The 20,408-nt window shown below is 70.1% G+C and carries 17 protein-coding genes and 1 pseudogene; 17 read left to right on the forward strand and 1 reads right to left on the reverse strand.

Going from position 1 to position 20,408, the window contains the following annotated elements; genetic code table 11:
• The first annotated feature begins 20 nt into the window (after window positions 1–20).
• From AB0M82_RS01540 to AB0M82_RS01605, 14 genes and pseudogenes are all read left to right on the forward strand, one after another.
• Window positions 21–2,054 (forward strand): hypothetical protein, encoded by a 2,034-nt coding sequence (locus tag AB0M82_RS01540; RefSeq protein ID WP_364716471.1) that lies wholly within the window; start codon window positions 21–23, stop codon window positions 2,052–2,054.
• Window positions 2,055–2,201: 147 nt separating this feature from the next.
• Entirely contained in the window at window positions 2,202–3,158 is a 957-nt protein-coding gene (locus tag AB0M82_RS01545; RefSeq protein ID WP_364716473.1) for a hypothetical protein, read from the forward strand.
• On the forward strand, window positions 3,155–4,141 hold the full coding sequence (locus tag AB0M82_RS01550; RefSeq protein ID WP_364716474.1) for a bifunctional DNA primase/polymerase: 987 nt from the start codon (window positions 3,155–3,157) through the stop codon (window positions 4,139–4,141). The genes AB0M82_RS01545 and AB0M82_RS01550 overlap by 4 nt, the downstream gene beginning before the upstream one ends.
• An 11-nt stretch (window positions 4,142–4,152) precedes the next feature.
• Window positions 4,153–4,872, forward strand: coding sequence for a hypothetical protein (locus AB0M82_RS01555; protein ID WP_364716476.1), 720 nt, complete (start codon window positions 4,153–4,155; stop codon window positions 4,870–4,872).
• A 122-nt stretch (window positions 4,873–4,994) separates the two neighbouring features.
• Complete coding sequence (locus AB0M82_RS01560; protein ID WP_364716478.1) at window positions 4,995–5,600, forward strand: hypothetical protein; 606 nt, start codon at window positions 4,995–4,997, stop codon at window positions 5,598–5,600.
• Window positions 5,601–5,611: 11 nt separating this feature from the next.
• Window positions 5,612–5,965 (forward strand): hypothetical protein, encoded by a 354-nt coding sequence (locus tag AB0M82_RS01565; RefSeq protein WP_364716480.1) that lies wholly within the window; start codon window positions 5,612–5,614, stop codon window positions 5,963–5,965.
• A complete protein-coding gene (locus tag AB0M82_RS01570; protein ID WP_364716481.1) occupies window positions 5,944–6,621 on the forward strand; it encodes a hypothetical protein in 678 nt (225 codons plus the stop codon). The genes AB0M82_RS01565 and AB0M82_RS01570 overlap by 22 nt, the downstream gene beginning before the upstream one ends.
• A complete protein-coding gene (locus tag AB0M82_RS01575; RefSeq protein ID WP_364716482.1) occupies window positions 6,614–6,853 on the forward strand; it encodes a hypothetical protein in 240 nt (79 codons plus the stop codon). The genes AB0M82_RS01570 and AB0M82_RS01575 overlap by 8 nt, the downstream gene beginning before the upstream one ends.
• Before the next feature lie 171 nt (window positions 6,854–7,024).
• The gene (locus AB0M82_RS01580; protein ID WP_364716483.1) at window positions 7,025–7,441 is read left to right on the forward strand and encodes a hypothetical protein; all 417 of its coding nucleotides are present in this window, start codon (window positions 7,025–7,027) and stop codon (window positions 7,439–7,441) included.
• Window positions 7,434–7,871, forward strand: a complete 438-nt coding sequence (locus tag AB0M82_RS01585) for a hypothetical protein (protein WP_364716486.1) — start codon at window positions 7,434–7,436, stop codon at window positions 7,869–7,871. The genes AB0M82_RS01580 and AB0M82_RS01585 overlap by 8 nt, the downstream gene beginning before the upstream one ends.
• 177 nt (window positions 7,872–8,048) lie before the next feature.
• A complete protein-coding gene (locus tag AB0M82_RS01590; RefSeq protein WP_364716487.1) occupies window positions 8,049–9,080 on the forward strand; it encodes a DUF4192 domain-containing protein in 1,032 nt (343 codons plus the stop codon).
• A 136-nt stretch (window positions 9,081–9,216) separates the two neighbouring features.
• Window positions 9,217–10,107, forward strand: a pseudogene (locus AB0M82_RS01595) (DUF4192 domain-containing protein); the annotation flags it as partial.
• A 317-nt stretch (window positions 10,108–10,424) separates the two neighbouring features.
• Complete coding sequence (locus AB0M82_RS01600; RefSeq protein ID WP_364716488.1) at window positions 10,425–10,931, forward strand: single-stranded DNA-binding protein; 507 nt, start codon at window positions 10,425–10,427, stop codon at window positions 10,929–10,931.
• 258 nt (window positions 10,932–11,189) lie between these two features.
• Window positions 11,190–11,648 (forward strand): hypothetical protein, encoded by a 459-nt coding sequence (locus AB0M82_RS01605; RefSeq protein WP_364716490.1) that lies wholly within the window; start codon window positions 11,190–11,192, stop codon window positions 11,646–11,648.
• An 80-nt stretch (window positions 11,649–11,728) separates the two neighbouring features.
• On the opposite strand, the gene AB0M82_RS01610 is transcribed toward AB0M82_RS01605, so the two are convergent.
• On the reverse strand, window positions 11,729–12,343 hold the full coding sequence (locus tag AB0M82_RS01610) for a hypothetical protein (RefSeq protein ID WP_364716492.1): 615 nt from the start codon (window positions 12,341–12,343) through the stop codon (window positions 11,729–11,731).
• Between the two features lie 869 nt (window positions 12,344–13,212).
• Between AB0M82_RS01610 and AB0M82_RS01615 the strand changes: the two genes are divergently transcribed.
• The 3 genes from AB0M82_RS01615 to mobF all read left to right on the forward strand — a co-directional run bounded on the left by AB0M82_RS01615 (window position 13,213) and on the right by mobF (window position 20,339).
• A complete protein-coding gene (locus AB0M82_RS01615; protein ID WP_364716493.1) occupies window positions 13,213–14,499 on the forward strand; it encodes a hypothetical protein in 1,287 nt (428 codons plus the stop codon).
• Window positions 14,500–14,568: 69 nt separating this feature from the next.
• Complete coding sequence (locus tag AB0M82_RS01620; protein WP_364716495.1) at window positions 14,569–14,868, forward strand: hypothetical protein; 300 nt, start codon at window positions 14,569–14,571, stop codon at window positions 14,866–14,868.
• A gap of 356 nt (window positions 14,869–15,224) precedes the next feature.
• Window positions 15,225–20,339, forward strand: coding sequence for a MobF family relaxase (mobF, locus tag AB0M82_RS01625; protein ID WP_364716497.1), 5,115 nt, complete (start codon window positions 15,225–15,227; stop codon window positions 20,337–20,339).
• Window positions 20,340–20,408: the final 69 nt, after the last annotated feature.

A 20,408-nucleotide genomic window follows, 5' to 3' on the forward strand; every position in this document is an offset into this window, starting at 1 on the left:
CCGTGTGAAGGAGCCCCTTCGTGACCAGCACGATGGATCTGCCGACCCAGCGAGACACCGACGCCCCCATCACCACCGCACCGGACACCGAACTCACACCGTCCGATCTGGACACCGCGGTCACCGACCACACCACGTCCGTCGACGACACGTCGTCGACGACGGACGTCGAGGACACCCCGCTCAAGGAGCTGTCCGACGAGGAACGTGCGGCGCTGCACGCCCAGTGGGACACCGAGGTCGACACGATCATCTGGGTCGACCCGCACGAGGTGCTGCTCGCGGAGAACGTGCGCACCGACAACGCCGAGGCCGACGAGGACACGACGGCGAACTTCAAGACCCACGGCGTCAAGACCGCGGCCAACGGCTACCGCGACTACGACACCGGTGCCGTCGTGGTCACCGAAGGTCAGCGCCGGGTCCTCAACTCCCGCGAAGCCGGCTGCAAGCTGCCGGTCTGGATGAAGACCCCGCCGCCGGCCGACGAGCGCAAGGCCACCATCGAGCGGATCGTCAACCAGTTCATCGAGAACGACCCCGCCATCCGCAGGCCCCTGACGCTGGCCGACACCGCGCGCGGCCTGCAGCAGCTCGCCGCGTTCAACCTCAAGCCCGCCGGGATCGCCCGCAAGCTCGCGCTGGGCAAGCAGGGCAAGACCTACGTCGAGAACGTCCTGCAGGCCGGGCAGAGCGAACTGGCGCTCAAGGCCAGCGAACGCTACGACCTCGATCTGCTGCAGGCCGCGGTCATCGCCGAATTCGACGAAGCCGGCGACACCGATACGGCCAAGGAACTCATCCTCACCGCGCGTACGGCGCCGAACAACTTCGCCCAGCTCGCCGAGCGCAAGCGCACCGAACGCGCGGACAAGCAGCGGCTCGCGGCCCTGACCGAGGACCTCACCGAGGAACTGACCGCCGCGGGCGTCACGATCTTCGACGAGAGCCTGCCCGGGCACGACGGGGACGCGCGCTCGCTGGACCGGCTGCGTCCCACCCCCGAGGATGAGCCCCACACGGAGCTGACCGCGGAGGACCATGCGTCCTGCCCGGGACACGGCGCCTGGATCGAGACCGACCACCACGACGAGCAGGGCAACCAGATCCCGGTGGCCGTCTACGGCTGCGCCGACTTCGTCGCCCACGGTCACGCCCTCAGCTACGCCCCGGCCGGCCGCGCGGACTTCACCCCCGCGCCCACCAGCGTCGGCACATCCGTCGACCACGAATCGTCCGACGACGAGGACGCGGCCGAGCAGGCCGATGAGGTCGCGGTCGCGCGCGCCGCCCACGCCGCCGCCGAACTCGATCGCCGGAAGGCGGCGATCATCCGCAAGTGGGTGATCCAGAACAACAAGGACTGGGACGCCTCCGCAGCGCCGCGCCGGGAATGGCTGGCCGGGCTGGTGCGGCGCAGCACCGCGCCCAGGGGCGCGCAGCTGTTCCTCGCGTTGCAGAAGGCCCACGGCGGCTACGAGCTGCGACGCTCGTTCGAGCGCAACCACCCGCTGGCCATGAAGCTGTTCGGCCTGCCGGACGGGGCCACGCTCGCCGACCTGTCCGCCAAGGTCGCCAAGGCCCCCACCGCGGGGAAAGCCACCCTCTACGACCTGTTCCTCACCCTCTGCGCGATCGAGGCGGACCTCTCCCGCAACACCTGGCGCACCCCGTGGGGCTCCTCGCAGGCGTACATGGCCGCGATCATCGGCTGGGGCTACCCCGCCTCCGACGTCGAGCGGAAGGTGATCGACCCGGAAACCGAGCAGGAGGTCATCGCCGCGCAGCTCGGCGAACTCGCCACCGACGCCACGAGCGACGGCGGCACGACCGCCGAGGGTGACGAGGCCGACGGTGCCGAGACCCCCGGCGACGACGGCTCCGACCACACCAAGATCGAGGATCCCGCCGACGGCCCCACCGCTGGGGTCGACGACGGGAGCGCGGACGACCAGAGCGGTACGGCGACCGACCACACCGACGACGCCACCGATCAGGAGCCGGTCGAGCAGGACACCGAGGCCGAGGCGGAGCTGATCGGCGCCGCGAGCTAGCCGCCCGGACCGTCGCCGCACCCGGTTCGGCGCCAGGGGCGGGCTCGCGCGCTGCACTGCCGGGCCCGCCCCAGCTCCTGTCCACCCCGTCGTCCTCGCCTCCCGCCGGGCTCGCCGCCAGCCCCGCGCGTGAACGGAGTTCCTTCGATGCATCCGCACCTTCCTCCGGTCTTCGACAACGTCCACCGCACCAGCACCTACGCCGCCGGGCACCACCCCGTCTGGCCCTACGCCCCGCTGCCGCCCGGCCCGTGCTGGACACACGCCACCTGCCGGTGCGGCTGGGCCGAGATCGCCGAATCCCACAGCGACGCCCGCGCCCTGGCCCGCCACCACCGCCGCTACGCCGCCGAGCACCCCACCTACCTTCCCGGCAGCGCGCTGCGCATCGGTCGCCGCACCCACCAGGCCGACGCCACCGGCACCCACGTCTCCCTCGTCGGCGCCCGCCATGGCTGGGCCGTCGCCGACGGCATCGGCGACTCCCCGCTCGCCGCGCACGCCGCGGGCAGCGCGGCCGCGACCGCCGCCTACGTCGCCGCCGACCGCGGTGCCGTCGCCGGGCTGCTCGCCGCCGCCGGCACCCTCGCCGCCGTCCACGACGGCGACACCGTCATGGTCGTCGCCGCCCCACGCCCGCGCGAGCACGGTGGCGGATGGGACATCGCATGGGTCGGGGACTGCCGCGCCTACGAGTACGACCCCGACGCGGGCGTCCTCACCCAGCTCACCGTCGACCACACCGAAGGACAACACCTACGCGACAGCCTCGCCGCGCACTACCGCGGCCGGCCGCAGGACCTCGAGGAGCTGGCCGCCCGGCGGGACAACGTTGTCACCAGCTCCGTGGCCACCGCCGACCACGACTCGCTCGGCCACGTCACCACGACCGGGCCGCGTCGTCGGTTGCTGCTGGCCAGCGACGGCGTCCACAAACCCGTCCCGCACGCCTCCCTCGTCCGCGCATGCCGCACGTTCAGCGACCCAGCTGCGTGCGCGAACCGGCTGACACTCGCCGCCCGGTACGACGGCGGCACCGACAACGCCGCCGCCATGGTCATCGACCCCGTCCCGGCCCCGATCGCGGCCGAACTGGTGCCATGACCACCACGACTGCGCCGACGCCGGCGCTCGTCCCCGCCACCAACGGACTGCTGGCAGCCGCGTTGGGCGCCGCCGGGCGCGGGTGGCCAGTGTTTCCGCTCGCCCCGCGCAGCAAGCGGCCCGCCATTCCCGACTGGCAGCAGCGAGCCACCTCCGATCCCGACCGCATCCGCCGCTGGTGGCTCCGCCACCCGAGGCACAACGTGGGCGTCGCCTGCGGACCAGCAGGTCTGCTCGTGCTCGACCTCGACGCCGCCCCCGGACCCATCCCCATCCACTGGGCCCGCCGTGGCGTCACCCACGGCCGCGACGTGCTCGCCCTGGTGGCCCAGCAGTCCGGCGAACCCGACCCGGTGGACACGTTCACCGTCGCGACCCCCCGCGGCGGCGAACACCGCTACTTCGTCCGGCCGTCCGGCTCGCGGCTGCGCAGCACCGTCGGCGCCCGCGGCCGCGGGCTCGGCTGGCACGTCGACACCCGCGGCCCCGGCGCGCTCGTCGCCGCCCCGGGCTCCGTCGCCGTCGTCCACGGCGTGCCGGTGCCGTATGCCGTCACCTGGGATCTCCCGGTCGCCGTGCTGCCTGGCTGGCTCGTCACCGCCCTCACCCCACCGCCTGCACTTCCGCCGGCGGCGCATCCGCCACCACCGCCGCTGCCGGCGACCAGCCGCCGGGTCAGCGCCTACGTCCAGGCAGCCGTCGCCGCGGAGTGCCGCAATGTCGCCACTGCCACCGAAGGCCACCGCCACATCACCGTCTACGCCGCCGCCGCGGCCCTCGGCGAACTGCACGGCAACGGCTGGATCAGCGCCGCCGCGATCACCCACCACCTCACCGACGCCGCCCGCCACCACCTCGGCGTCGCCGACTTCGACGCCCGCGAACTGGCCACCACGATCCGCGACGGCATCGCCGCCGGCCACGAAAACCCCCGCATCCTCACCGACCGCCCGATACCCCGACCGCGACTCGACATCCGCTGAGGAGACCCGCCATGCCCGAAACCGCGTCATCGGATCCCGCCGCCAACCCCAGCACACAGGAGCTGGTCTGGCTCTGGCAGCGGCAACCGGACAGCACCGACTTGGAAAAGGCCCTCATTCTCGCCCACATGGTCCCGGCGGGCTGGCTGCCGTCGCTTCAGCACCGCTACGCCGAGGGCGATCGCGTCCGGTTCACCTACGACGGCAAATCGCTGCTCGGCACGGTCGTGCAGGACCAGGGCATGTACCTGGCCATCGCCGGCGAGCGCCCCGGCTCAGGGTTCACCATCCATAAAACCGACGTCCGCCCGCACGACGCCGAGCCCGCCGCACCGGTCGACCCGGTCATCGACACGGCGATCGATCCGCATCCCGACCCCGTCATCCGCCGCGAAGGCCACACAGCCACCGCGTACTGGAACCTCGGCCGGTCGACCGAGGACGGCTGGCTGCCCTGGGCCCGCCTGCACATCGCCTTCCAGCCCGACATCGGGTTCGTCGCCACCCTCTCCAGCATCGAAGAACGCGACCACGCCGGCGAACACCGCGAACGCCAACGGCCACTCGACCCGGTTGTCGTCCATCACCAGCCGACTCGCCGCCCCAGCCACCACGCCGTCCGCACCTGCCTGCGCGCCGCCATCGACATCGTGATCTCCGCCGCCGGGCAACGCCAACCGGTGGTCTGCGCCCACTTCGTCCCGACCCTGGCCGCCGCGCAGGAGGGGTAGCAGGCGGTCGACTGGTAGCCGGGACGCCGCGCGGCGCACCCGGTCACCAGAAAAGCACGGCGAGGCCCCGTTCACCACCGGCGGCCCCGCCCGCCGGTGACCGACCGTTCACGGAGGTGCACATGACGGAGCCGACCATCCACGTTCCCGAGGGGTACCGCCAAACCCACCTGCGCGGGCTGTGGGCTCTCGCCAGCTGCCGCGACTGCGGCGGCAACGGCGAATTCCTGGTCAGCGATTGCGACGATCCCATCGAGCCGTGGGATTGCGACGAGCCCAAACCGTGGTACCCGCAGCCCTGCGACTGTCTCTGGGCACCGCCGCCGCACGAGCTACGCGCGTTCGACGCGGCGCAGACTCGCCTGTGGCGTCACCGCGAGCGAATGCGCGAGGTCTTCGACGCGATCGGCCCGCGCCAGGTCGGCGGCACCTACTGGGACGGGTACTGGCATCGCCGGTACCTCGTCGAGACCGTCACCATCCGATTCCGCGACGGCGACCTGACTGACCCGGACTGGTCGATCACGATCCGCTGGGACAACTCGCAGCGCAACGCCCACCGCACACCGTGGAATCCGCGCTACGACAGCACAACTCCACCAGCGCGGTCGCCCGGCGAAGCTCCCGCACCGCCGGAACTGCGCTACCCCGCCGCGGTCTCCTGCCGGCTGTGCCGCTCTCGGTTCGCGCTCGTCCGCGCCATCCACCACGCATTCTGCGTCCACTGAAGGGAAATCCGATGGCCCCAGCTTCGCTGCCCGACGTCTTTGACCGCGTCGCCGGTTCCACTTCCTCTCACCGGACCGCGGACGCTACTACTGACCGTGCGTTCGGTGTCCTGCGCCGCCGCGACGAACCGGTCCGCTGGCACGGACGCGACGAGATGACCCGCGAGTACGTCCACCCGGGCCGCACCGTCATCGAGGTGCCGAACCGGCCCTGGCCGATCGGGCGCCCGGAGGACTGCGACGACCAGACTTCCACCGGGCTCTGGTTCGACGCCACCGGCACCCCACAGCCCAACCCTGACAACCGCACGGCGTCCGACGGTGTCGCGCTGCTGTGCCGTCGATGCGGCCTGGACTGCACCTGACAACCGCGAAACGAACTCCGTTACGTCCACTTCAGACACTGGCAGGTGACCCGATGCCCGACAAGAACCAGCCGCACGGCCTCCCCGCCGACGTTCTCCGCGTCGACGAAGGACTGGTGTGCGGTGACGACCATCCCTACTTCCCCGCGCAACTCGGCGAACCGCAGTTCGCGGCCCACGACGCACACGGCCGCCACCACTACACCTTGCTGCCGCGGTTTCGTCGTGTCGTCACCGAGTGGATCGCCATCACCGTCGAAGCCACCTCCGACCACCTGCGCTTCCGCTGGGACGGCGACGACCTGATCGTCACCGACGACGACGCACACGAAGACTACGACGATCCGACAAGCGGTCCCGCCCGCGAGCGCCTCCGGCCCGACGCCGACGGCCGGTACGTCTTCCCGACCTGGGAGTGGCACATACCCGACGTTGACCTCGATCACCTCGACGAGGACACCTGCGCGGCGTTGGCCCTCCTGGCACACGACGATCCGCAGTCAGTCGACCCCCTGATCCGCTACGTGGCCGCCAATGCCTACCCCGCACCGACTCCGCAGACGCCACGGACCATCCGCCATCGCCATCGGACCACCGCGAATCCGCCCACCGCATCAGTCCGCGACACCGAATCCGAGGAGACCCACGATGAGTAGCGACTACGCCGGGATCCCCGCAGGATGCGACGTCACACTGGCACGCCCAGGCGACGAGGCCGGCGTCCAACTTCTCGCCGACGGCGACTTCGCCCTCGTCCTGACCGATGCCTGGAACGACATGGTGGTCACCGTTGAGGGCACCCGGGCCGAACTGCTCCACTTCGTGCGCCGGGCTCAGCACGCGCTGGAAGAAGAGGGGGACCGCACCTCCCCGCCGCCCGCCGACTGACCGTAGCCGCGATCAGGCACTCCGGCCGGTGCGGACGACCGCCGCCAGCACAGCACACCCGGGCCCTCGGGCGCCGACTCCCGCGCCACGTCACGCGAGCTGACAGGCGCCCGAGGACCACGGGTGTGCTTCAGAGGTCGGGTTCACCCGCACCCGACCCGGAGGCACGCCATGACCGCGACCACCGCCCAGAGCGCACCGTCCGACTGCACCGAATCCGCCTACGCCCGGGCGTGCCGGTTGATCGAAACCGAACTCGGCGGCCGCCGGCTCGCGCCGGAACCCCGAACCTGGCTCGACGACCTTGCCCGCACCCGGCGGCACAAGACCGCGTTCATCACCGCGGTCTGGAACACCTGCTTCCCCTCCGGTGTCGTGGAAGCCTGCCGGGTCGTCGAAGCCGTCTACCCCTACCTCGATCCCGAGGGGCTCTGCACCGACGCCGCGCTCACCGCCGCCTGGAACATCCTCGAACCCGACGCCGGGACCTGGCCCGAGGATCTGCAGGACGAGCGGCGCCGCTTCACCGACAAGTGCGTGACCCGCGCGCTCGCCGAGGCGAACACGGCGGTGACCGACCATGCCTGAGAACCGGTTGTGTCTCACCGCCTACGACTGGAGCCGCTCCTACGTGCTGCCCGAGTCGGTCGCCTGCAACATCCCCCACCGCGGCAGCCTCCTCGACTACGGCGCCTGGAACGTCGCACGCGGTGTCCTCGTCGAGCTGTGCCGCGCGCTGCCCGCGACACCGGTCTCGCTGCTCTACGACGAGCCCGTGCAGCGCCGCAACCGCCTGCGCGTCGCTATCCGGATCACCGCGCACGCCCGCCGTGCCGACGGGCAGGACGTGCGCGTGATCTACCGCAGCGAACGCACCGACGCCGAACCCTGGCCGGAGTTCTGGAGCGTCGCGGTCAACGGATTCATCCCCGCCTCCGGCCGGGACGTCCGACGGCCGTCACCGCCGTGGATCGCCCACACCGCCGCGCAAACACTGCGGTCCGAACTCTGCCGGTGACCTCCGGTCTCCAGTCGTCCGCACCCTTGTTCCCTGCCGGACAGGACGCTCGTGCGACGACATCCGACGTCGATTCACCGGCGACGGCCACCTACTAGCGGCCGATCGGACCACGCAGCTACCGCCACGTCGCTCCCACCCGCACCATTCGTCCACTGTTCGCAGCGAGGTTTCCTGATGCCTGAACCGATCTTCCTGACCGACGAGAATCTCCTGGCCGCCATCCCCGCCGTGGTTGGGTTCACCCCCAACGACTCCCTCGTGATCGTCGCCGCAGTCGTGCACACCGACGGCACTGTCCGCCTGGGCCGCACAACCCGATTCGACCTCGACCCGGCCATGCGGCTGCCCCGCGTGATCGTCGCAGACCTCAACCGCGCGCTGGGCGACCAGCCGATCCAGCGCCTCATCGGCGCCGTCGTCCACGACGCCAGCGACACCACCGACCTGCCCTACCGATCTCAGCTTCACCAACTCGTTCACCAGCTGCACGAATCCGGTTTCACCAACACCGAGTTTCTGCACGTGCCTAGCTTCACCCCCGGTGCTACCTGGTCCTGCTACGACGTCGCCGACCACACCGGCACCCTGCCCGACCCTGCCATCTCCCCGCTCACCACCGACCGCGTAGCGAAAGGCAACCGCGTCTACCGCAACCGCGACGCCTTCCTCGCCCAATTCGTTGCCGCGCCCGCCGACATCCGCGACCGCATCGCAACCCTGGCCGACCCGATCGCCGAGGACGTCCAGGCCGAAGAACTCGCCGGCGACTTCCCCCGGCTGCGCCGGCGCCTGCAGCTGATCGACGATGCGGTCACCGCCGCCACCCACGGCCGGCTCCCCACCGACCACCACGAGATCGCGGAACTGATCGCTGCCCTGTCCAGCTTTCTCCTGCGCGACATCCACCTCATCCAGGACACCGAGCAGCGATGCGGGGCGGCCCAGTCGCTGTGGCTGCACCTGTGGCGACACGCCTCCGACCGATACGCGCCCACGATGACCTCGCTGACCGCCGTCACGGCATTCCTGCGCAAGGACAGCGGCGTCGCCGGGCTCATCATCCAGCGCGGTCCGCGCTCCACGAAACTCACCCGGCTGGTACACCGATGGATGCGCGAGAGCGTCGACTTCACCGCTCTGCACACCGACATCGCGGACGTTGCACAGCAGCTGCGAGCAACTCTGACTACTTCCACCGAGAGCTGACACCTCTCCTTGCCGTCGACGGGTTCATCCGGCCTCCCGCCACACGGACGCTGCACGCCGAACTCGGCCGATGGTCTCCCCGGCCCGGTCCTCACCGACAGTCCGTGCTCGCTCTTCTCTGAAAGGACGATCGTCGATGCCGCTCACTCCCGCCAGCACCAGCGTCGTAGTCGCCAGCATCCCGGCCCTGCTCGGCTTCATACCCGAGGACTCCCTGGTGCTGATCGCCACGCTCACAAAGGACCCCGGCTCGGCCAGCAGCGGCCCCCTCGCCCGAATCGACCTCACCCACCTCGCCCACGATCCAGAAGGCTGCGCGCGGCACTTCAACCGGCAGTGCGCCGATCTGCCCGTCCTCTGCGTGACCGGTGTCGTCGTCCGCAGCGTCGACGACGCCACCGCCGGCGACGACGCACTGCCGCTGCGCGCCGACGTCGACAGCGGCATCGCGCAGCTGGCCGAGCACGGATTCGCCGACGTCGACATCGTGCACGTGCCGGACATCACCGAAGGCGCGCGCTGGCGCTCCTACCGCGACACCGACCGCACCGGTGTCCTGCCCGACCCCGCAGCCACCACCGCCGCGGCCGCCGCTGTGGCCGCCGGATACACCATTGCCGCCCGCCGCGACGACCTCGCGGCGCGGTTCACCCCCGCCCCCGAGGCCCTCCGCGCACGGCTGCACCCCCGCATCGCCGACGCCGTCGAATCCGCCGCCATCGACGAATCCTGGCATCTGGCCGCGCACGTCCGGCTGGATCGCGCCGACGCCGCGATCCGCGCCGCCGGCCACGGCCAGCTGCCCACCGACGAGGCCGACGTCATCGATCTCGCCGCGACCTTCGCCGTGCCCGCGTTCCGCGAAGCCCTGCTCGCCCTACCCGACCACACGGCACGCCTGGCCGCCGAGAACCTGGTCCTGCATCTGTGGCGCCACAGCTGCGATCCCATCGCCGCCCAGCTCGCCACCGTCATCGCGGTGTACGCATACCTCCGTGGCGACGGAACCGTCGCGCGAATCGCGCTCGAGCACGCCGACCCCGAACAGCCCCTGGCGGGACTGCTCTCGACCATGCTCAGCCACGCGCCCGGCTCGCCGGGTCGTGGATCGCCCGAAGGTAAGCACACCCCGGCCGGGGGCAATGCGTCCCCGAAGCCCCGCCCGATCCGCCCGGGTGAACCAGCCCCCTCACCCAGCCGAGCTCCGATGCCGGTCGCGCGCGAGCTGGTTCACGCGCGGGCGGATGAGCCGGGCCGGGGACGTCGCCTGAAGGCGACCCCCGGCCGCCGCGTGCTCAGGCTGCGCCGCGTTCCACACCCCAACGAGCACCAGGGAGACACACCATGGCCGGCGACACCACCCTCACCATCATCGGCAACCTCACCGACGACCCGACCAGCCGCTTCTTCGACAGCGGCTCCTTCGTCACCAACTTCACCGTCGCCTCCACCCCGCGCAAGCTCAACCGCGCCACCGGCGAATGGGAAGACGGCGACGCGCTGTTCCTGCGCTGCAACGCCTGGGGCCAGCTCGGCGAGAACATCGTCAACAGCCTCCGCAAGGGCCACCGCGTCATGGTCCAGGGCCGGCTGCAGCAGCGCAGCTACACCACCAAGGACGACGAGAAGCGCACCGTCCTGGAACTCAACGTCGACGAGATCGGCCCGTCGCTGCGCTACGCCACCGCCGAGGTCACCAAGAGCACCAAGACCACCCAAGCCACGGTGAACCCCAACCTGGTCACCAGCACCCACAACGCGCCGGCCGAGGACCCGTGGAGCGCTGACGCCGGACGCGACCTGGTGGGGGCGACCGCCGGCGGCGGGTTCAGTGACGAGCCGCCGTTCTGATGAGAGCGGGTGTCCGGCCGGACCTTCCCCTCCGGCCGGACACCACCCCGAAGGCCGGGGCCAGCCTGACGGCTGGCCCCGGCCTTTCCCATGCCACACCACCGCACCCCGGAGGCCACCATGCCCGCCGCTCCCAGCACCACGCCGTCCACCCGATCCGATGCGCCGACGAACCGCCGTGTCGCGCGCGAGCGGATACTGCGTGCCCTGACCCAGAAATCACCCTTTAGGGTAGGAGAATCGCCTTACGCTCGAAACATGAGCAATCGTTACGGCGTCACGATCCCCGGGCTCGTCCTCGCCGGAGGAACTGGCTTCTACCTCGGCATCCAGCCCTTCGGCTACACCGGACTCCTCGTCACACCCTTCACCGACCCCGCCGGCCTGCTCGCCCTCCCCGGCGCCGTGATGTTCGGTGCGCTCCTCGGCTGCGTCGTCGGCTACCTCAGCCGCAACCGCATCAAACCGAAACTCGCCCACCGCTACCGCCGCGGAGCCATCCTCGGCGCCGTCACGCTGCCCGGCTACCTGTTCATTGGGCACTTCCCCGGCGCAACTGAAGGCGGCACCGCCAGCCAGTGGGCGTTCGGGATCGCTTTCTGCTGCGGCATCGCCGCGATGATCGGCTACTACCAGCGCCGCAAGCGCGCCACCTTGGCCCGCCGAGCCCGGCGTCTCGCCCAGCAGCAGGCCGACCAGCCGACCATGACGCGCTGACCTCCCGAGCACCACACGAGGGGCGCTGGCACCTGACGGTGCCAGCGCCCCTCTTCGCGTGCCCGGCAGTCCCAGCCGAATCAGTCAGCCGGAACATCCACCCCTGAATCTCGTTCGGACGGCTCGACCTGCTCGCCCACAGGTGCTTCCACAGCCCGCTCATCCCCCGAGGTTGCCGCCTCTACTGCTTCAGCGTGCGTGGAGTCCGCGTCGCTCCGCTGGCCGTCGACGTCCGACGCTGCTGCAGCACTACGCGACAACGCGGTAACCGCCTTCGCCGAGATTCCCAACAGTGCCCCCGTCTCCGCCGCGCCGACATCCGCTGCGCGGATCTCGGCCACCGACGTGGCCATCACCGCGCGCCACTCGCCGATCTCCATCTCCGCATCCGCGCGGACCTGCTCGGCCGACCACTCGAACTCCGCCACCTTTGCCGCCCGCTGCCGGTCCAGCTCCGCCAGCCTCCGCCCCAGCTGAGCTTCCAGCGCGCCGATCCGGTCGTCACGCCGGCGCTCCACCGCCTCGATCGCCGTCATTGCCTCCACGAACGGCCCCAGCGCCGCGTCCACACGGGCCTCGTTCTCCCGCTCGCGCTCCAACTGCTCGACGCGGCGGTGCCGCGCCGCCTCCAGCCGCGCCAGCGTCGCCGACGACCGACGCTTCCGCCTCGGCTCCTTACTTTGACGTTCAACCATGACACACCTCCCGCGCGGGGAGGGCTGCGGTTCTACCGCCCAGCCTACCCGCGGCAACGGTGCCACCGCGCCGCGTCGGCGGCGCAGCGCTCACGCCGCCGCCAAGACGACCGACAGCGTCGACCGTGCTCACGACGACAGTCGGCAGGCCACGAGAAGGAGGCGCGGTACCGCCGCAGCAGCCCCGAAGGGCCACGCCACCGAAGCGGCGAGCTGCAAGACTCGCGGCGGCCCGCTGACGCTCCGCCGGAGGGCCTACGCGAGCCCACGAAGCGCTCTCAGCAGCATACCCGCAGGTCATCGGGGTCGTCGCCAATGGGGGCAGAGCAACCGTTTCAGCTACTCAGGCACCCGCTTCTAGAGCACCCAGACGGTCGGAACCTTCCGATGTTCTCGTTGCGTCCGCGGGTGGTGGGTGGCCCCGAAATTGTATCGGTCGTCCCCCCAAATACAAGGGCACCCCAAACTATTTTTGACCGAAAAGCGTGGCCAAAAATAGTTCGAGGCCCCACCCTTGCATTCGGGGCCCCTACTCCCTAGGTCAGGCATTAAGGGCAGGCCGGGGGCCTGCCCTGGTTGCTTCGGGGCCACCCACCACCCACTCAGCACGTGGTCGCCTCTACGGCAGCGACCAGCAGCACTAGGCGGGCTACCAGCGCGGACAGAAGCCACCGTCCGCGACTCAATCGAAGCTTCACAGCGAATGAGCTTTGAAGCATTTCCCGACGCCTCAAATTGCCTGAGATATCGGTCGGAACACCCTATTTGAAGTGGAATTGAGAGCCTTTTAGCAGTAACATGGAAGCGTAAGGCAATCGGGACTGCAAGCCCGAGAACCCGAGAAATTACCTACGCGAAGGTTGGTTATCATGGTTTCGACCATTCACCCGAAGAACCGCCCCAGCATTATCCGCGCGGTAGAGGCGTTGCAGGCACAGCCGCCGCGCGTCCGGTCCGCGCTCACCGAGCTGCGGAACGCGTTCACCGACAGCGGCGACAACCCGCCCGCGATCCTCGCCGCGTGCGCGACACTGCTTAACACCGACGCCGCGATCAGCGGTGACGTCCTCGCCGCCGTGCGCGCCGCTCACGCCGAGTGGGACAGCTACGGCGAGACCGAACGCGAGCTGATTAACCTGTGCGTCTACAGCAGCGAAACCCGCCGCGCCGTCGCCGTGACCAACGTCAACGACGTCACGGCCATGCTGCGCGAGCAGCCCAAGCGAATCACCGACGCGCTGAACGGTCTCCGGTGGCTCAACGCCCAGACCCAGCACGCGCACCAAGCGGTGTTCACCGTGTGCGGGACGCTGCTGAAGAACCCCAGCGCCGACCACCCCGCCATCGTGGAAGCCATCCAGACCGCACACCAGTTGTGGCCGAGCCTCGCCGACGACTTACGCACGCTGGTCATGACGTGCGTGTACGCGAGCAAGGCACGCGCCGCCCACGCCCGCGCCCGCACCGCCGCCCGACAGCAGGCCAACGAAGCCGAGTCCGGCGACATCCACCGGTGCGGCAACTGTGAAGGCAACCTCGCCGGACTCCCAGAAATGCGCTACTGCTCCGATACCTGCCGTAAGGACGCCGAGAGCGCCGAGCGCCCCATGCCCGGCGAGCACACCGCTACCAAGGAACCGGCTACCGCGCCCGAGGCCACCGAAGCCGCGCCGATACCCGGGCCCGCCACCGAGGCGACGCCGAAAATCACGGCCAAACGCAAGAACACGGCCAAGGCCGGACACGAGCCGATCGAGAAGAAGGCGGACGGCCGTTACGTCGTCGGCGAAGTCGAAGCCCAGTTTGACGAGCGGTGGCGCCAGATTCAGCAGGCGATCCCGACCGCCGGTTTCGTCCGCAAGGACGAGCGCGGGGTGGACCTCTACGAGCAGGAGCGGCAGCGTCACGCCGACCTTGACGACAGCAGCGACGCGGCGCGCGACCTCACCGGCTACACGCTGTCCGATGAGGATTACGAGTGGCTTGCTTTGCTCCCGGTCGCGCCGGGTGGGTTGTGCGTGGCGTGCAACCTCGAACGCACTCCCGCCGAGCAGCGCACCCAGGGCACCGACGACCGGTGCGAGATGTGCCGGGACCGCGACATGCCGCCGCTGTCCGCGTTCGCGCCGTTCCGCGAACTCGCCGCCGTCGCCTAACCAGCCGCCGCGCGCGGGGGCACCCGGTGCCAGGTGCCCCCGCCCCACCCCAAGCCAGGAGCCACCACCGTGCGCACCTTCCATGACATCCTCGCCGACATCGACCGCGAGCTAGCCGCCGCCGACACAATCCCGACCGACACACCCGCGTCCGTCGCGGCATTCCTGCGCGAGCTACTCACCCGCTACACCCGAACGCTCACCGCATCGAACGGCCTGCCGTTCGACGTCGTACCCGCCAACGCGATCCGCTGCGAGCTGGAAACCCTGATCCGCGCCACCCAGCAAGACAGCGACGAGACCGAGGAGCGGGCCGCCATTTGGTGCCACTTCGACTGTGGACACATCGGATGTGACGCGCCGTACTAGATGTCCGTCCCCACACAAAGCGGCCGCCGATCTCCGGATCGGCGGCCGCTTTGTTATGTCGGCACAACCGAGGACCGCACCGGCGCCGGCAGACGGCGCCCGGGGGCCTTAGTGCAGGCGCCGGCGCTCGACCCGAAATCGGTCACCACACCACCGCCTCACCAACCCCACTCAGCCACCGCACCCCGCCCACCACCACACCCCAGCCCCGCACCTACCCCGCCACCCACGCACCCAGCCGACCACGCCACCGCACCACCTCACCCAGCCTGCCCCCTACCCCGCACGCAGCACGTCTTGCAGACGTTCTGAACCGGGTGGGCTCCGCCGGATTTTCGGCGTAGTCTGGTGTGGACATGATGGGCTTGCGGAAGCTGAGCCCTGGTGGTCATGAGTACCTCACGAACACGGTGGCGTGCGCCGATCGCAGCCGTGAGCTCGCACCCGGCGAGCTGTTAAGTGACTACTACCTCTCCCGTGGTTACCCGGCAGGCCAATGGTTCGGCGCCGGAGCAGAGCACTTAGGACTCTCCGGCGCAGTCACCCCTGCCCAGATGAACGCCCTCTTCGGCGAAGGCCGGCATCCACACGCCGACGCCATCGAAGCCGAAATGATCACCGGCGGCGCCACCGCCGAGGAGGCATTGAAAGCCACCCGGCTGGGCCGGCGGTTCCCGCAGTACTCCGCGCTGGATCACCTGCGCAGCCAGGTGTCGCAGGCGTACAAGGACCACAACCGTCTGCAGGGCCGCCCGATCGGCGCACCGATCTCCGCGGCCAAACGCGCCGAGCTGCGCCGCGGCGTGCAGCTACAGGCCTACCGCAAAGCCCACGACGGCAACGGTCCCGCCGACGACAAGGAACTGAACAAGTGGCTGGCAGAGCAGAAACGCAATCTCAAGTCCGCGGTCTCCGGGTTCGAGGCGGTGTTCGCTCCGGATAAGACCGTCTCCATCGCGTGGGCGATGGCGTCACCCTCCGGACGAAAGCGCATTGTCGGCATGGCCCGCCAAGCTGCCCTTGACACCGTGTCCTATATGGAACGCAACGTCGCGTTCACCCGCCGGGGGAACATGGGCGAGGCCCAGGTGGACGTCAACGGCATCACTGCCGCGCTGTTCGAGCACTGGGATTCCCGCGCTTCCGACCCGCATCTACATGTTCACGTGCTGATCTCGTCGAAGGTGCAGCGCAGCGACGACGGCGAATGGACCGCCCTTGACGGTCGCACCATCTTGGCTGCGACCGTCACGATGTCGGAGTTCTTCGACAACCGCCTGCGTGACCTGTTCCGCGAGCAGGGTGCGTCGTGGGTGCAGCGGAGCGCTGAGGGCGTGGACATGAAGCGCCCGGTGTGGCAGCTCGAGGGTGTTCAGGTCGAGCTGGTGAAGCTGTTCTCCCAGCGCCATCGCCAGTTCGAAGCCGCTCGGGCGAAGCGCATCGTGGAGTTTAAGGCCCAGTACGGGAAGGAGCCGACGCCGAAGGACATTTTCGCCATCGACCGGGCCGCCCAGTACGACAACCGGCCCGGTAAACAACCACCCAAGACGCTTGCGGAACATCTGCAGGCGTGGCGCGAGCATGCGCTCAGCATCGTGCCCGCCAAGATCCTGGACACGCTCGCCGACCGCGTGTTCCTTACCGGACGCGCGGAGCCGGACGCGTTCGACATCGCCAAACTCGCCGAGGTCACGCGGGAGGTGGTGTCGGACAACTACAGCCACTTCTCGTGGTGGAACCTCGCTGCCGAAGCCCACCGCCAGTCCGCGCACCTGCGGATACCGGTGGACAAGCGGGAACAGCTCGTCGACGACGTCGTCGACACCATCCTCGCCCAGCCCGACACCCTGGCCCTCGTCGGACCGACCGCGGTCAACGAGCCCGTGTCGCTGCGTCGCCGGGACGGGGAGTCGGTGTTCGTGGAGCACCGCTCCACCCGCTACACCACCACCGCCACCCTGGCCGCCGAAGGCGACCTGGTCGCTTGGGCGCGCCGCGGCGGCGGTCACCGGCTGCGCGCCGGCACCGTCGAGAAGGCCCTCGCGGGCCAGGGGCTGAACGCCGGGCAGACGGAGATGGTGCGCCAGTTCGCCCTCTCCGGCCGTCGGCTGCAGCTCGCCTTGGCACCGGCTGGAGCCGGGAAAACCTCGGCGATGAAGGTCCTGGCCACGGCCTGGCGGCCTACCGGGCACCGCGTCTACGCCTTCGGCCCGTCCGCTCGCGCCGCGCAGGAGCTGGGCGCGTCGATCGGGGCGAAGCCGCACACGCTGCACCAGCTGACCACCGCGCTGTGGTTCGGGTTCGCCCACCGTGCGTTCCCGATGGAGTCTGGGGACCTGGTGATCGTCGACGAGGCGGCGATGGCCGGCACCCACACGCTGCACAAGGTCGTTAGGTACGCGCTGACCAACGGCGCCGACGTGCGGTTGATCGGCGACGACGCGCAGCTGGCCGCAGTCGAAGCCGGCGGGGCGATCCGGCTGATCGCCCACGACGTCGGCGCTGTCCGGTTCCGGGAGATCGTGCGGTTCCGGGGCGAGGACCGGGAAGAGCAGGCAGCGGCGTCGTTGCAGATCCGGGCAGCGAACCCGAAGGGACTCGAGTACTACTTCGAGCACGGCCGGGTCTCCGACGGGTCTCTGGAGACGATGCGCGACGCTGCGCGCTCGCACTGGCAGGCCGATCTTGACGCCGGCGTGCAGTCGCTGCTGATCGTGCCGACCAACGAAGACACCGTCGCGCTGAACATCGAGGCCCGCGAACGGCGCCTGGGCCGGGGTGCGGTCGATCGTGGCCGTGAGGTGGATCTGCACGACGCGACCACCGCCGGCGTTGGGGACTGGGTCGTCACCCGGCACAACCAGCGGCTGCTCTCGCTGTTCGGTGGGAAGGATTTCGTCAAGAACGGTGACGTCTGGACGGTTACCGCCGTCCACGCCAACGGCAAGATCACCGTCCAGCACCGGGTGCACCAGGCCGCGATCACGTTGCCTGCCGGGTACGTCCAGGCGCACGTCGAGCTCGCCTACGCGGCCACCGTCAACCGGGTGCAAGGCATGACCAGCACCGGCAACGCTCACCTGCTGGTGCCGCCGACGATGACCCACGAGCAGTTCTACCCCGGCATCACCCGCGCCATGCTCCGCAACTTCATCTACGTCGTCACCCACCACCACGTCATCGACCAGCACCAGGAGACACCGGAACCGGTGTCGCCGGAGTCGGTGTTGACCGGGGTCCTGCACCATTTCGGGGCTGAGGTCTCGGCCACCGAGACGTTGCGGGAGGCGCAGGACGACGCGTTATCGATGGGCACGCTGGTCTTGCGCTACAACTACACCGCCACCTACCGCGACGAGGACCGCTACCGCGCCATCCTTGCCCACCGAGCCCCCTCCGCGCTTGATCTCGACAGCGAGCCGGCGTTGATCCAGACGCTACGCAACGCCCACGACCTCGGCTGGGAACCCGACCCGCTTGTCGCCGCCGTGATGCGCTGGCGTCAGTCCCTCGACGACGCCGACGACCCCGGTGCCGCATTGCAAGCCCGGATCGCCACACATCTTCAGCGCCGCGGGCCGCCCTCGCCAATGGCGCCAGCCCAACCGACCGATGTGACCCGCTGGCGAGGCATCATCGACGCGATCGCCCCGCACGCGGCCGTCGAAGACCCGGAATGGGCCAAGATCTGGCAACGCGCAGCCAGCGGCCTCGCGGTCGGCGTCGACGTCGACGCGGCCTTGACCGTCGTCGCCCATCAGCTCGCCGCTCGTCCGGTGGTGCCGGACCCGATGCCGGATGACCGATACGCCGACGCGGCATTGGCCGCGGAACTTCAGCGTCGGAGTGAGCGTGGTGAAGCGCACGTGCGTGCCGTGCCGTGGCTGGCCCGGCCCGACTTCGCCCACGTCCGCCACCGTCCCGGGCACGCCGAGTACCTGCACGAGATGAACCTCGCGATCGCCGACCGCCTCGAGCAGCTTCGCGCCGCGGTGATCCGCGACCAGCCCGAATGGGTATCGGAGCTCGGGCCGCGGCCGGACAACCCGATCGCCGCCGAGGACTGGGACGACCTTGTCGGCCTCGTCGCGGCCTACCGCGAAACCTTCCGTATCGACGGCGAGGCGCCGCTGGGAGGCAAGCCTGACAGCCGCGGGGCGAAGTCGGAAGCCTGGCGCACGCTGACCGAGCGCTGGGAGGCTTTCGGTCAGGCACCAGCATCAGCCTCATCCGAATCTCCATCACCAATCACGTCGGCCCACGCCGCTGAGTTGGACGACGTGTTCGCCGAGTTCGAGCGCCACGACGAACGGGGCGTTCTCGAGCCGTTGAACGTGCTGGTTCGCCGATACGAGCTGCTGGCCCGTGACGGTGACGAGGACCGCTACCTCGACGTCCTCGCCCGCTACGTCCCCGACGCGGTCAATACCGGAGCCGAGCCCGCGGCCTTGGCGGCGCTGGCCCGTGCCCAGGACCGCGGGTGGCAGGCCGACCGACTCGTCCGTGACCTGGTCGACGACCGCGGATTCAGCTGGGCCCAGGACCCGGCCGCAGTGCTGGCCAAGCGGGTCAACGACCACGTCCGGACCCACGTGGCGCCCGCACGGATCGCCCCGGCGACCGACGAGCAGATCAGGCGCTGGCAGCAGATCGTCGCCGCGCACCTGCCCGACGCGGCAGTGACCGAGGAGTGGTGGGGCATCGTGTGGCGCCACGCCGCCGGCGGCGCCACCCGCGGACTCGACCCCGACACCGCGCTCACCGCCGCCGCCCGAAAGGTCGCCGCAACAACGACCGGCGTCGAGCACACCGACCCCCGCAGGACCGGCGTTGCGCTCGTCAGCGTGCTCGTGCGCCAGCACGACGCCGGCGCCGGGCACCACTCCGCCCTACCGTGGCAGGCCCAACCCGATCTGGCGCACACGGCGAACTATCACGGATCGCTGGAGCGGCTGGCGACCACGAACGCGGAGATCACCGCGCGAACCGACCAGCTGCGGGACCAAGCGGTTCGGGAACAACCGCCGTGGCTCGCACGCTTCGGTGCCCGCCCTGACGATGCTGCACTCGCGCGGCAGTGGGATCACCTTGTCGGGCTCGCCGCGGCGTATCGTGAGACCTACGACATCACCACCCCTGATGCTGCCTCCCCGCTCGGCAACCAACCCGCCGGAAACGACCTTCGCGCCGACGCCTGGCGGAACATCACCCGGCAATGGAGGCAGATGATGACCACAGCCGACCGCGAAGACGCCGCATCCGACGTCATGCTGACCCGCGAATCTCTGCGTGACGCCGCCGACGCCTACGTCGCGCGGTTCAACGCCGAACTCGCCGCCGAGAAGGCACAGGAGGAGGACGCCGCGGCGGAAGAGGCAGCGGCCGCGCGGCGTACCGAACTGGAAGACGAACTGGTTGATCGCCAGGACCACAGTTACGGCGAAAGCGCCCACCGCGGGCTCAGCTACTGACCCGCCCGCCAGCAACGTCCGGCGAGGACGGCCACGTGACCGATGACGTGGCCGTCCTCGCCGGACATC

It is taken from the genome of Amycolatopsis sp. NPDC051128, from assembly GCF_040682715.1.
Lineage (GTDB): Bacteria > Actinomycetota > Actinomycetes > Mycobacteriales > Pseudonocardiaceae > Amycolatopsis.